This window comes from Flavobacterium hibisci (genome assembly GCF_020026925.1).
GTDB classification, from domain to species: domain Bacteria; phylum Bacteroidota; class Bacteroidia; order Flavobacteriales; family Flavobacteriaceae; genus Flavobacterium; species Flavobacterium hibisci.
This window is the reverse complement of record NZ_JAIQDW010000010.1, coordinates 168388-181911: the sequence shown is the minus strand read 5'-3', so window position 1 is coordinate 181911 and position 13524 is coordinate 168388. Positions and strand designations below refer to the sequence as shown.

Below are 13524 nucleotides of genomic sequence, written 5' to 3'. Positions count from 1 at the left end.
CCCTGGTTCGATCCCTGGAGGTACCACAAATTGCTCGGATGGTGAAATTGGTAGACACGCTGGACTTAAAATCCAGTGGACAGCAATGTCCGTGCGGGTTCAAGTCCCGCTCTGAGTACAAAAAAAACTTCAATTGGCTAATAGCTCATTGGAGTTTTTTTTATATGAAATTGCAACCTTAAAAACTAAAAGAATCAATAGCCCGGCTCATATGGAAACGCCATAATTCTTTTTACACTTCTGTTAAATTAAGGTCAACTTTAATTTTAAATATGAGTTTGGTCACCCTTTTTACTCTCGAATCTGTATTTTTGTTTTTTAATTTTATAAGTTATGAAAAAAAGTTTTGTATTGTTAATGCTGTTGGTTATTTCAAACCTGACAGCTCAACAACGTCCCAAGCTAGTTGTAGGAATTGTGATTGATCAAATGAAAATGGAATACTTATATCGATTTTCAGAGGATTTTTCTCCAAACGGATTTAAAAGATTGATGAATAATGGATATGTTTTTCAAAACATGCATTATAATTATGTACCTACTTATACAGCTCCGGGACATGCATCAATTTATACAGGAACTACGCCAGCAACGCATGGAATTGTAGGAAATGAGTGGTTTAGCAGAAGCTTAGGAAAGCAAATGTATTGTACAGAAGACACTTCGGTAAAAACTGTTGGTGAAGGAACTGCAGATGAAGGTGAGATGTCTCCAAAAAATCTCCAAAGTACCACTATCACTGACGAAGTTAGAATGGCGACAAATTTTGAAGGAAAAGTGATTGGAATAAGTCTTAAAGACCGTGGTGCAATTTTGCCAGCAGGGCATTTTGCTAATTGGGCTTTTTGGTATAGTAAAACAGGATCTTTTATTTCAAGCACTTTTTATGGAAATAAACTACCGGATTGGGTTTCAGAATTTAATACTGAAAAAAACTACCTGAAATACATTAATAAAGGTTGGGATTTGTATAAGCCAGCTTCAACATATAATGAAAGTCTTCCCGACGATAATCCTTATGAAGGTAAGTTATATGGTAGTTCAGCACCTGTTTTTCCATATGATTTAAAAACGATGTACGAAAAGAATGATGCAGGAATTTTGAGATCTACACCTTTTGGAAATGATTTGTTAGCTGATTTTGCTAAAAAGGCTATTGAAAAAGAAGAGTTAGGAAAAGATAATATCACTGATTTTTTAACGGTGAGTTTCTCATCTACTGATTATGTTGGGCATTTATTAGGGCCACGTTCCATGGAGCTTCAGGATACTTATTTGAGATTAGACCAAACAATAGCCGATTTTTTAACTTATCTGGATAAAACAGTAGGAAAAAATAATTATCTGCTCTTTTTAACCGCAGATCATGCTGGTGCAGAAAATGTTATTTATTTGAAAGACCGGAAGTATGATGTTGATAATTATCCGTCAAAAGATTTCAGAAAGAATTTACAGGATTTCTCAGTGAAAACATTTGGAGTAGATTTACTTTTGAACTATTCTAATTTTAATATCTTTTTTAATAAACAGATTATTAAAGACAAGGGATTAGATTTAGTAAAGGTAAAACAGGCATTCAAAGAATTTTTGATTTCGTTACCACAGGTTAAAAAAGTATATACTGAAGAAGAAATTTTGGCTAATTCAGGAAACGATTATTATTTGAATTTTGTGGCGAAAGGGTATGATGTAACACAGGACGGGGATATAGTTGTAATTGGTAAGTCTGGTGTTATTGAATATTTGCCAACTGGTACTTCACATGGAACGGCTTATACTTATGATACTCATGTACCAGCGATTTTTTATGGCTGGCATATTAAAAAGGGAGAATCTTATGATAAAAAGGCGATTACTGAGATTGCTCCAACTATTGCTCAAAAAATAAAAGTTACTTTTCCTAACGGGACCGAAGCAAAAGTAATGCAGGAGATACTGAATGAGAAGTAAATTTCTGAATTATATTTTAAACCTGATCTTTTGAGGTAGGGATTTTATGCAAAGAAAAAATGCTTTTCATTGTTGAAAAGCATTTTTTAGTGTTATTAGTAAACACTATATAAATAATAACTATGAATTTGCTAGCTCCAATTCTTCATTGTAAGGAAGATTCCATGCTTCGGCAACTCCTTTGTAAAGAATTTTTCCGTTAGCAATGTTTAATCCCTTTTTTAATTCTTCGTTTTCATTACAAGCTTTTTGCCATCCTTTGTTAGCTAGTTGTACTGCGTAAGGCAAAGTAGCATTAGTTAAAGCTAAAGTAGATGTATAAGGAACTGCTCCCGGCATATTAGCCACACAGTAATGAACAATATCATCAATAATAAAAGTTGGATTTTCATGTGTTGTTGGAGTACATGTTTCGATACATCCGCCCTGATCTACAGCAACGTCAACAACAACAGTTCCTGGACGCATCAATTTAAGCATATCACGTGTGATTAAATGTGGTGCTTTTGCTCCCGGAATTAAAACTGCTCCCACAATTAAATCGGCATCTTTAATTGCTTTTGTAATATTGTAATGATTTGACATTTCTGTATTTACATTCGCAGGCATGATGTCATCAAGTTGACGCAAACGTGGCAAGCTTAAATCCATAATAGTTACCTGAGCTCCTAAGCCTGCAGCCATTTTTGCAGCCTGAGTTCCAACAATTCCACCTCCTAAAACTAATACTTTTGCAGGTGGCACACCCGGAACACCTCCTAAAAGAATTCCTCTTCCTTTTAGCGGTTTTTCAAGGTATTTAGCACCTTGCTGAATCGCCATACGACCAGCAACTTCTGACATTGGTACTAATAAAGGTAAACTTCTGTCGGTTTTTTCAACGGTTTCATAAGCTAAACATACAGCTCCTTTTTCAAGCATGGCGTGAGTTAACTCTTCTGATGAAGCAAAGTGAAAGTAAGTGAAAAGCAATTGATCTTTTTTAATTAAGGGATATTCAGAAGCAATTGGTTCTTTAACTTTTATAATCATTTCAGCAATAGCATAAACGTCTTCGATTGTTGGTAAAACAACTGCGCCCGCATTTTCATATTCTTCATCGCTGAAACCACTTCCCAGACCTGCAGTGGACTGAACATAAACTGTGTGTCCGTGTTTTTTCATTTCAGAAACACCGGCAGGAGTTAAAGCTACACGGTTTTCATTATTCTTAATTTCTTTTGGAACACCTATTATCATTTTTTGTTATATTTTATGTTTTCTATTGAGTTTATGTTACAAATTTATCAATAGAGAATATATTATTGGGGATTAAGTTTTAAATAAGAAAATATTATTTTATTTTATATTTTTACAGTAAAATATTCTGTTTGAATTCCTTTTTGTTTCCTCAAAAAGAAAAAATGACTGATTTTAATTAAATACACTAAACCTTTTTATTATGGCTCTGGATGAAATTGATAAGAAAATCTTACGTCTTTTACAGGAAAATGCCCATTACACGTTAAAAGACATTGCAAATAAAATAAATTTGTCATTAACGCCTGTTCATGATAGAGTTAAACGTCTTGAAAAAGAAGGTGTTATAGAGAAATATGTTTCGATTTTAAATAAGAAAAAACTAGGTAATAATCTAACTGTTTATTGTCAGGTAACCTTAACAAAACAGACGTATGATACCTCTGAAGGTTTTAACCAGTCAATTTTGAATATGCCTGAAGTTGTAGAATGCAATTATGTTTCAGGAAATTTTGATTATATGCTTAAGATTATCATTCCGGATATGGAAAGCTACCATCATTTTCATCAAAAGAAATTATCAGTTTTACCTGAAGTGTCTTTAATTAATACTGTTTTTGTAATTTCTGAAGTAAAAAGTACAACTGTACTTCCAATTTAAAATAAAACACCAAAAAATCTGATGCTTTAAAGAACAAAAAAGCCACCTTAATTTTTAAGATGGCTTTAAAGTATTTAGTATTCAGTTTGAAAGCTTTAAAATGAGATTTTTTAAATGATAATTCTAAAGATTTCTCCGTTTTTATTGATCATTTCAATTCTGACACTTTGACCTTCGTCTTTTTTATTTAAAAGCTTAGAAACTGTTTCAACATTGGTTGCCTTAATATTATCAATACTTAAAATAATATTGCCTTGCAATTCGTTTTGATATTGCATCAAATTTTCGTTTGTAATGTTTTTGATTTTTACACCATAATCAATTTTGAATTTCTTTTTGTCGACAGCGTCAATATTTTCTAACTCAATTCCTTTAAATTCGGTACTGAAAAATTCATTTTTACTTAGTGTTACTGAGGCTGTTTTGGATTTTCCTTCTCTTATATAAGTTACCTGTACAACATCGTTAGGTCTTTTGGTATTAATGTATCCGGAAAGATCTGCAAATGTCGAAATATTCTGATTGTCTAATTTAACAATAATGTCACCTTTTGTAAGGCCAGCCTTTTGAGCACCTGATTTAGGGGTAACTTTATTGATGTAGAAACCCTGTGTTTCAGAAACACCTAATTCTTTTGAAGCATTACTGTTTAATTCGCCGCCTTCAACTCCTAAAATTCCTCTTTGTACATTTCCGAATTCCATTATATCTTCAACAATTTTGCGTGCATTGTTTGATGGAACTGCAAAAGAATATCCAACATAAGATCCTGTCATTGAAGTAATCATAGTATTAATTCCGATTAATTCGCCACGTGTATTTACCAATGCTCCACCACTGTTACCAGGGTTTACGGCGGCATCGGTCTGAATAAAGGACTGGATTCCGCTATTGTCTAAATTTCTGGCTTTCGCCGAAACAATCCCGGCTGTAACAGTAGAAGTCAAGTTATAAGGATTACCAACGGCCAAAACCCACTCCCCAACTTTGACGCTATCAGAATTAGCAAAAGCAGTATATGGTAATTTTTCCCCAGCATCAATTTTCAATAAAGCAATATCCATCTTAGAATCTGTTCCAATTAATTTTGCTTTATATGACTTTTTATTGTTTAATGTAATTTCAATTTCGGTTGCATCCTTAATAACGTGATTGTTGGTTACGATATAACCATCCTCAGAAATAATAACTCCTGAACCGGTTCCAACCTGTTCTTGTTGTTGCTGTCCTCCATAACCGTAGAAAAATTCCAGCATAGGATTACTAACAGTTCTTCGGGAAACATTTTTAACGTGAACAACAGTGTGAATTGTTTTATCAGCAGCTTCAGTAAAATCTACTGTCTCAGCAGCAAGACCAACATTTCTGTTAAACGAATTCGGGGCAAGAGTAACAATAGGATTTTCTCTTCCCAATAAAGAATTGCTGCCGTCAAATAATAATTTGTAAGCACCAAGAGTAGTGGCACCACTTAATAATGACACTAGAAATAAGCTTGAAAATCTTTTCATAATTAGGATTTATGTTTAAGTTACTACTGTAAAATTAAAGCAAAAAAATATTTTGGAAAACGGTTTAACGCTCTTTAACATTGATTAACATTTCATTAATTAATAGTTCGTACTTTTGTACTTCTAACAACTAAAAAATGCAAATAGAATTTTATAAATATCAGGGTACAGGAAATGATTTTGTAATGATTGATAACCGTTCAGATTTCTTTCCCAAAAACGATGTAAAACTTGTTGAACGCTTATGTGACAGACGCTTCGGAATTGGAGCTGACGGGCTTATTTTACTCGAAAATGACGTTGAAACCGATTTCAAAATGGTGTATTATAATTCAGATGGAAACGAAAGTTCAATGTGTGGAAACGGAGGTCGTTGCCTTGTAGCATTTGCCAATCAATTAGGTGTTATTCAGGATAAAACTACTTTTATCGCTACAGATGGATTACACCATGCAACTGTTAATAAAGAATCAATTGTTTCTTTACAGATGATTGATGTTGATGAAGTTCAAAAGAAAGATTCCTATACTTTTTTAAATACAGGTTCGCCTCACCATGTGCAAATTGTAGATGATTTGGAACATTATAATGTAAAGGAAAACGGATCTGCTATTCGTTACGGAGAATTGTACGGACCAAAAGGAAGCAATATCAATTTCGTCAAAAAAATAAGTGATTCTGAGTTTTCACTTCGTACTTATGAAAGAGGTGTGGAAGATGAAACCTTAGCTTGCGGAACAGGCGCAACAGCTGTTGCAATTGCCATGAATGCAACCGGACAAACGGATAAAACTTCAATTGATATAAATGTTGAAGGAGGAAAATTAGCCGTTTCCTTTGATAAATTAGGAGAACATTTTACGAATGTTTTTTTAATAGGTCCTGCGAAGTTTGTTTTTAAAGGAACAATAGAAATTTAATTTTCAAAAAATATAAAGTCGTAATGATAACTCTCAAAGGGAAAAATATTTACCTGCGTGCTTTAGAGCCTAATGATTTAGAATTCGTGTATGCTATGGAAAATGATCAGAGCATTTGGGAGGTTAGTAATACGCAAACTCCATATAGCCGTTTTCTTGTGCGTCAATATCTCGAAAATGCACACCAGGATATTTATGAAGCCAAACAATTGCGTCTGGCGATTTGCCAGGATGAAGATTTTCCGGCTATTGGTTTGATTGATTTATTTGAATTTGACCCTAAAAATAACAGGGCAGGAGTTGGTATTGTAATTCAAAATAGGGAAAATAGAAAGCAAAACGTTGGTTCTGAGGCTTTAGAGTTATTAATAAAGTATTCTTTTTACAATTTAAATTTACATCAATTGTATGCAAATATTAGTGTAAGAAATGTAGCAAGTATAGCTCTTTTTACTAAATTTGGCTTTGAGCAAACAGGAATTAAAAAAGATTGGATCTTGCTAAATGGACAATATCAGGACGAGGCAATTTTTCAGTTGATTAACAAACAAATTTAAATTTTAGACTTTGAAATTAAAAAAGATTATCACGATAGTTGCCGTAGCTATTATTTCAGTTTTAATGATTTACGGATTTATACTAATTAGCAGAATTTTTAGTGCCAATACAAAATTTGAAGAAAAAGAACTTTACGTATATGTTCCCACAGATGCTACTTATGCAGATGTAAAAAAAATATTAGAACCTTATATTAAGAATTTCGATAATTTTGAAATGGTTGCCAATAAGCGCAGCTATCCTGAAAATGTAAAGTCAGGTCGTTTTTTACTTAAAAAGGACATGAATAATATTGATTTGGTTCGTGCAATGCGTTCTAATGTTCCGGTTAAATTGGCTTTTAATAATCAGGAACGTTTAGAGAATTTTGCAGGAAGAATAGGCTCTCAAATAGAAGCAGATAGTTTATCATTACTGAAAGCAATTAAAGATTCTACTTTCTTAAAAGAAAATGGCTTTAATGAAGAGAATGTTTTTGCTATGTTTATTCCAAATACTTATGAAGTGTACTGGAATACCTCTGCAGTGAAATTCCGTGATAAAATGATCAAGGAATATCACAATTTCTGGACTCCAGAAAGAATTGAAAAAGCTAAAAAACAAGGATTAACACCAGTTCAGGCTACTATTTTGGCTTCTATTGTACACAAAGAATCAGTAAAAAAAGATGAAAGACCTCGTATTGCGGGAGTTTATTTAAACCGTTTACGTCTAGAAATGCCTTTACAAGCTGATCCAACTGTGATTTATGCTTTGAAATTGCGTGATAATAATTTTGATCAGGTCATAAAAAGGGTTTTTTATAATGACCTGATTATGAGGTCTCCGTATAATACTTATATAAATATCGGATTGCCTCCGGGACCAATTGCGATGCCTGACATTACTGCTGTTGAAGCGGTTTTAAATCCTGAGAAACACGATTATGTTTATTTTTGCGCCAGTACAGACCGTTTTGGTTATCATGAATTTGCTTCAAGTTATGAGGAGCACATGAAAAATGCAAAAAAATATTCAGACTGGATTGCCAGTCAGGGCGTAACAAGATAGTTTTGAATTTTAAAATTTATTTATTTTTATCGATTTTATTCGTTTTGTGTATTCAGTCTGCTGAAGCTCAGGATAAAATCGATAATTTTTTTAAGCCTTCTGATACTTTAAATGTAAAAAGGCAAAATACAGTTATCATAACTGAAGCTGCTTTGGCTTCTGCAACATTAGTTGGTTTGAATCAGATTTGGTATGCCGATTATGCCAAATCCGATTTTCATTTTATAAATGATAATGATGAATGGCTCCAAATGGATAAAGTTGGACACTTTTATTCGGCTTATCATTTAGGAAGATTTGGTGCTGAAGCCCTGAATTGGAGTGGTGCCAGTTCTAAAAATCAATTGATTTATGGAGCTGGTATTGGCTTCGTTTTTCTTACTGCTGTTGAAGTTTTAGACGGCTATTCTGCCGAGTGGGGTGCATCTCCAGGTGATTTAATTGCTAATGCAACTGGAACTGCATTGTATGTTTCTCAGGAATTACTTTGGAAAGAACAGCGAATTACACCTAAATTTTCTTTTCATACTACCCAATATGCACATCAAAATCCAAATAAACTTGGAAAATCACTTAATGAACAAATTTTAAAAGATTATAATGGACAGACTTATTGGCTTTCAGTAAACCTGCATTCTTTTGCTAATGAATCAAAAATTCCGAAGTGGTTAAATGTTGCTTTTGGATATGGAGCCGATGGAATGTTATCAGGGAACAATAAAAACGAAAATTTCGTTTCATCCCAAAATCTGGAAAAATTTCGTCAGATTTATCTTTCTTTTGATGTTGATTTAGCTAAAATTAACACAAAATCGCACTTTTTGAAAACTGTTTTTTCTGTTTTTAACACAATTAAAATTCCGGCGCCAACGCTTGAATATACCGCCAATAAAGGGCTTAAAGCACATCTGATTTATTTTTAAAAACCGTAAATTGCTGATTTACAGTGTTATTTTTGTTTTATTATCTTTGCGCCGTAGAAATTTCAAAAAGGTGACAGCGTTTTGAAGAAAAACAATTTATGATAAAGAAATGGTATTATTACACTAGTTTAATCGTTATTATTACATTTTTAACTTTGGGTTTCAAACCCTTTAATCTGGAAACCAAACCTTGGTTTTATACAGAAAAAACAGATGGATCGGAATACTTATTTCCATCTCTTGACAAAGATGATTATCCATCACAAACAAAATTAAATGCACCATTTACCGGAAATCGGCTAATTGGCTTTAAAGAAGCAATTGCTTTTAAAGAATCACAGGGAAAATACCGAAAAGTAAATTCAATTGGCTATATGGGAAAATACCAATTTGGTTCTAAAACCCTAAGATCTGTAGGTGTTCACAGTAACAAAGATTTTTTAAAAAATCCAGCCTTACAGGAAAAAGCGTTTATTGCTTTGTTATCTAAAAACAAATGGATTTTACGCAGGGAGATTGAAAAGTATGAAGGAAAAATCATTAACGGAATTGAAATTACCGAGTCGGGAATTTTAGCAGCAGCCCATTTAGGAGGTGCTGGTTCTGTAAAGAACTTTTTCAAAAACAAAGGGAACAGACATTTTAGAGATGCTTATGGAACCTCTTTGAGAAGTTACATGAAAGCATTTGGAGGTTATGATCTCTCTTATATTGAGGCAGATAGTAACGCAACAATTAACGACTAAGTATTAAAAATAAAATCCCGATAAAATTCGGGATTTTTTATGCAATCTACTTTTTAATCTATTAATATTTCTAAGATCTTTATAGCTGCCTCACTAATTTTTGTACCGGGTCCAAAAATAGCAATTGCTCCTGCATCGAATAAATATTGATAGTCCTGCGAAGGAATTACCCCGCCAACAATAACCATAATGTCTTCACGGCCATGTTTTTTTAACTCTTTAATAACTTGTGGAACTAATGTTTTATGACCCGCAGCCAATGACGAAATACCTAAGATATGGACGTCATTTTCAACAGCTTGTTTTGCGGCTTCTGCAGGTGTTTGAAATAAAGGACCAATATCAACATCAAAACCTACATCGGCATAACCTGTTGCCACTACTTTTGCGCCCCTGTCATGCCCGTCCTGCCCCATTTTGGCAATCATGATTCTTGGACGTCTGCCTTCTTGTTTTGCAAAAGTGTCAGCAAGCTGCTTTGCTTTTTCAAAATTTTCATCGTTTTTCATTGCTGCACTATACACACCACTAACAGATTTTATTTGTGCTTTGAACCTGCCAAAAACACTTTCGAGAGCATCACTGATTTCGCCTAAAGTTGCTCTGTTTCTGGCAGCTTCAATAGCAATTTCGAGTAAATTTCCGTGCCCGGTTTTAGCACAATGAATTAATTTTTCAAGTGATTGGTTTACTTTTTCCGTATTTCGGGTTGATTTTATTTCTTGAAGCCTTTCAATTTGTTGTTTTCGTACAGTTTGATTGTCAATATCTAAAATATGCAAAGGATCTTCTTTTTCTAACCTAAATTTATTTACACCTACAATAATATCCTGCCCGCTGTCTATTCTTGCTTGTTTTCTTGCAGCGGCCTCTTCAATTCTAAGTTTAGGAATTCCGGTTTCAATGGCTTTTGCCATGCCACCTAATTCTTCTACCTCTTCAATAAGCTTCCATGTTTTTTCAACCATTTCATTGGTCAGGCTTTCCACATAGTAACTTCCTGCCCAGGGATCGACTGTTTTGGTAATTTTAGTCTCTTCCTGTAAAAAAATCTGAGTGTTTCGTGCAATTCTGGCAGAAAAGTCCGTTGGTAAAGCAATTGCTTCATCCAAAGCATTTGTATGTAAGGATTGGGTTCCTCCAAAGGCAGCAGCCGAGGCTTCAATGCAAGTTCGGGTTACATTGTTAAAAGGATCCTGTTCCGTTAAACTCCATCCGCTTGTCTGGCAATGTGTTCTTAAAATTAATGATTTATCACTTTTGGGATTAAATTGTTTTACCAATTTTGCCCAAATCATCCTTCCGGCTCTCATTTTGGCAATTTCCATAAAATGGTTCATACCAATTGCCCAGAAAAATGATAATCTCGGTGCAAATTCATCAATGGTCATACCTGTTGATAGTCCGGTTCTGATATATTCTAAGCCATCTGCCAGCGTATAAGCCAGTTCGATATGAGCCGTTGCGCCCGCTTCCTGCATGTGGTATCCCGAAATTGAAATAGAATTGAATCTTGGCATTTTTTTGCTTGTGAATTCAAAAATATCGGCAATAATTTTCATTGAAGGTGTTGGCGGATAGATGTAGGTATTACGAACCATAAACTCTTTTAAAATGTCATTCTGTATGGTTCCTGAAAGTTTTTCAGTCGTAACTCCTTGTTCTTCTGCAGCAACGATATAAAAAGCCATAATGGGTAAAACAGCACCATTCATGGTCATGGATACTGACATTTCATCTAATGGAATCTGGTCAAAAAGTACTTTCATATCTTCAACAGAATCAATAGCAACACCTGCTTTTCCAACATCTCCCACAACTCTTTCATGATCGGAGTCGTAGCCCCGATGTGTTGGTAAATCAAATGCAATAGACAAACCTTTTTGACCCGCTGCTAAATTTCTTCTGTAAAAAGCATTGCTTTCTTCTGCAGTTGAAAATCCTGCATATTGTCGAATGGTCCAAGGTTTTTGTACATACATGGTTGCATAGGGACCACGGAGATTTGGTGCAAAACCTGCTCCAAAATCTAAAAACTCTAATTCCTCAATATCTTTTTCAGAATAGCTTTTTTTGATTTCGATTCCTTCTGCTGTAGTAAAGTGATCAATCGTTAATTCTGAATCATGGGATTTTTCATCAGATTCTTCACTTTTGAATTGTAATTTTATATGTTTAAGATCTTTTCTTATCATTGAAATGCTCTTTTAGCAATTTATAACTACTTTGAAAAAGATTACTCTTGTTCTAAACGTTCCTGTTCCAGTTTTTCTGCTAATCTTTTTTCAATTATAGGCGTAATCAATGTTTTTCTGGGTTTTATTTTTACAAAAGGAAACAGTTCTAAATCATGTTTCATTTTGTCTTCAGGGTTTGGATATTTATTCGTGCCTAATAAAACTTCTTTTTGAGTATCGAATAATTCCTGCTCTTTATTGGCACTTTCCTGAATTTTCTTTTTGATAGTACCATCATTCAAAAGTTTTAAAAAACCTCCATTGGATTCAATATCCTTAAATAGGGCGAGACTTTTTTCGGCAAGTTGAATAGTTAAACTTTCGATATAATAACTGCCATCAGCAGGATTATCCACTTTATCAAAATAGCTTTCGTGTTTTAAAATCAGTAATTGATTTCTTGCCAGTCGGTCGCCAAATTCATTGTCTTTATGGTACAAAGAATCGTAAGGCAAATTGGCAACAGCATCAGCACCTCCTAATATTGCCGACATGCATTCTGTCGTGGTGCGAAGCATGTTGACATTATAATCGTATATGGTTTTATTTCGTTTCGTTGGAGTAACCAATAAATGACAATCTAAATCAGGATTGTATTCGGAAGCAATTAATTTGAAAAGCATTCGCAGCGCACGGAGTTTTGCTATTTCAAAGAAATAATTTGTTCCTACAGCCGTCTGAAAGACAATTGGTTTCTTTAAGTTAGGAAAGAGATTCAGGTATTCATTTGCATGTGCAAGACTATAAGCGATTTGCTGGGTTATATTGGCTCCGGCATTTTGGTATAGGCCTGAATCGACACTTAGTAAAGAAAGATTTGTCGTGGCTTTTGAGATGTTTTTTAGGGTTTCAAAATTATTTTTATCATATGACACAAACCAGTTTCCTTCTCGGGCTAAATGCCCAATTGGATCTAAATTGCAATAAAAAACAGCTTTTTTTTGAATGGAAATAGTATCCAGTATTTTTACGAAATCGATTGAAATGAAATTGAAATTAAAGTAAACGATTCGGTTTTCTAAAGGAAGGTTTTCTAATAATTTTTGAATATCGATTTTTTCATTTTGAATGGTAAAACGTAAGCTTTCAGCGCCTCTGTCAAGAGAGTTTAAAGCTCTTTGAATGGATTTTTCAACATCGTAAACAAATATATTTTGGCAGATTTTGAAATTGGAAGCCTGCGTTTTTACTTCAGCAGTTTTATAATCTTCGTCGTAATGATAAAATGGTTTTACCTGAATGTCCTCCGGAGAATTCCAGATTACGGTTTTGTTGTAATCGGCACCATCCAGTTCAAACTGAATTTTTTGTTTCCACTGTTTGGATGAAATCGGAGTAAAATCGTCGAATAGGGTAGTAGCCATTTTGTGTTTCTAATTATTCTTTTTCCTGAATTGTATCGCCTTCAAATTTGATAATGTATATGTCTTCGCTGTCTTTTTTCATGAAATACTTTTCTCGGGCGTATTTCTCTATCTGTTCAGGATTTTTGAGCTGTTTAATCTGTTCCTGATCTTTTTTTATTTCTTCCTGATAATAGGTTTTATTGTCTTTAAGCTCATTAATCTGATCGTTTAAAAAGCGATGGTCGAAATAAGAGTAATTATCTAAAAATAGCATCCATACTATAAAAAACAGCAAGACCCAAACATATTTATTGCTTAGGAATCTGAACCAGGATTTATCTTTGTACGGATTTTTCATTTTAGTTTTTACTTTTAGCCCCGAT

The 13524-nt window shown here is 33.8% G+C and carries 12 protein-coding genes and 1 tRNA gene; 8 read left to right on the top strand and 5 right to left on the bottom strand.

All coding sequences use genetic code 11. The features are described from left to right. Window positions 1-32: 32 nt before the first annotated feature. Window positions 33-118, top strand: a tRNA-Leu gene (locus tag K8B81_RS12320). Window positions 119-333: 215 nt separating this feature from the next. Then, on the top strand, window positions 334-1950 hold the full coding sequence (gene pafA / locus K8B81_RS12315; RefSeq protein ID WP_223681853.1) for an alkaline phosphatase PafA: 1617 nt from the start codon (window positions 334-336) through the stop codon (window positions 1948-1950). 120 nt (window positions 1951-2070) lie between these two features. On the opposite strand, the gene ald is transcribed toward pafA, so the two are convergent. Next, window positions 2071-3189, bottom strand: a complete 1119-nt coding sequence (ald, locus tag K8B81_RS12310; protein WP_223681851.1) for an alanine dehydrogenase — start codon at window positions 3187-3189, stop codon at window positions 2071-2073. Between the two features lie 202 nt (window positions 3190-3391). Here ald and K8B81_RS12305 point away from each other — a divergent pair, with 202 nt between their 5' ends. Continuing rightward, entirely contained in the window at window positions 3392-3850 is a 459-nt protein-coding gene (locus tag K8B81_RS12305) for an Lrp/AsnC family transcriptional regulator (RefSeq protein WP_163394545.1), read from the top strand. Window positions 3851-3960: 110 nt separating this feature from the next. Here K8B81_RS12305 and K8B81_RS12300 read toward each other — a convergent pair whose 3' ends face one another. Next, window positions 3961-5361: a trypsin-like peptidase domain-containing protein gene (locus K8B81_RS12300; RefSeq protein WP_223681849.1), complete on the bottom strand. Its 1401-nt coding sequence runs from the start codon at window positions 5359-5361 to the stop codon at window positions 3961-3963. A gap of 137 nt (window positions 5362-5498) precedes the next feature. Between K8B81_RS12300 and dapF the strand changes: the two genes are divergently transcribed. The 5 genes from dapF to K8B81_RS12275 all read left to right on the top strand — a co-directional run bounded on the left by dapF (window position 5499) and on the right by K8B81_RS12275 (window position 9558). Continuing rightward, window positions 5499-6281, top strand: coding sequence for a diaminopimelate epimerase (gene dapF, locus K8B81_RS12295; protein WP_223681846.1), 783 nt, complete (start codon window positions 5499-5501; stop codon window positions 6279-6281). Window positions 6282-6304: 23 nt separating this feature from the next. Next, entirely contained in the window at window positions 6305-6838 is a 534-nt protein-coding gene (locus K8B81_RS12290) for a GNAT family N-acetyltransferase (protein WP_223681844.1), read from the top strand. Window positions 6839-6848: 10 nt separating this feature from the next. Next, the gene (gene mltG / locus K8B81_RS12285; protein WP_223681843.1) at window positions 6849-7889 is read left to right on the top strand and encodes an endolytic transglycosylase MltG; all 1041 of its coding nucleotides are present in this window, start codon (window positions 6849-6851) and stop codon (window positions 7887-7889) included. 2 nt (window positions 7890-7891) lie between these two features. Continuing rightward, the gene (locus K8B81_RS12280; RefSeq protein ID WP_223681842.1) at window positions 7892-8812 is read left to right on the top strand and encodes a DUF2279 domain-containing protein; all 921 of its coding nucleotides are present in this window, start codon (window positions 7892-7894) and stop codon (window positions 8810-8812) included. Between the two features lie 98 nt (window positions 8813-8910). Further along, window positions 8911-9558, top strand: coding sequence for a peptidoglycan-binding protein LysM (locus K8B81_RS12275; protein ID WP_223681840.1), 648 nt, complete (start codon window positions 8911-8913; stop codon window positions 9556-9558). 53 nt (window positions 9559-9611) lie between these two features. Here K8B81_RS12275 and scpA read toward each other — a convergent pair whose 3' ends face one another. The 3 genes from scpA to K8B81_RS12260 are packed head-to-tail and all read right to left on the bottom strand — an operon-like array spanning window position 9612 to window position 13499. Then, complete coding sequence (gene scpA, locus K8B81_RS12270) at window positions 9612-11753, bottom strand: methylmalonyl-CoA mutase (RefSeq protein ID WP_223681838.1); 2142 nt, start codon at window positions 11751-11753, stop codon at window positions 9612-9614. Window positions 11754-11794: 41 nt separating this feature from the next. Next, window positions 11795-13159 carry a methylmalonyl-CoA mutase subunit beta gene (locus tag K8B81_RS12265; protein ID WP_223681837.1) on the bottom strand — a complete coding sequence of 455 codons (1365 nt, stop codon included), beginning with the start codon at window positions 13157-13159 and terminating at the stop codon, window positions 11795-11797. 13 nt (window positions 13160-13172) lie between these two features. Continuing rightward, window positions 13173-13499 carry an FtsB family cell division protein gene (locus K8B81_RS12260; protein ID WP_223681836.1) on the bottom strand — a complete coding sequence of 109 codons (327 nt, stop codon included), beginning with the start codon at window positions 13497-13499 and terminating at the stop codon, window positions 13173-13175. Between the last annotated feature and the right edge of the window lie 25 nt (window positions 13500-13524).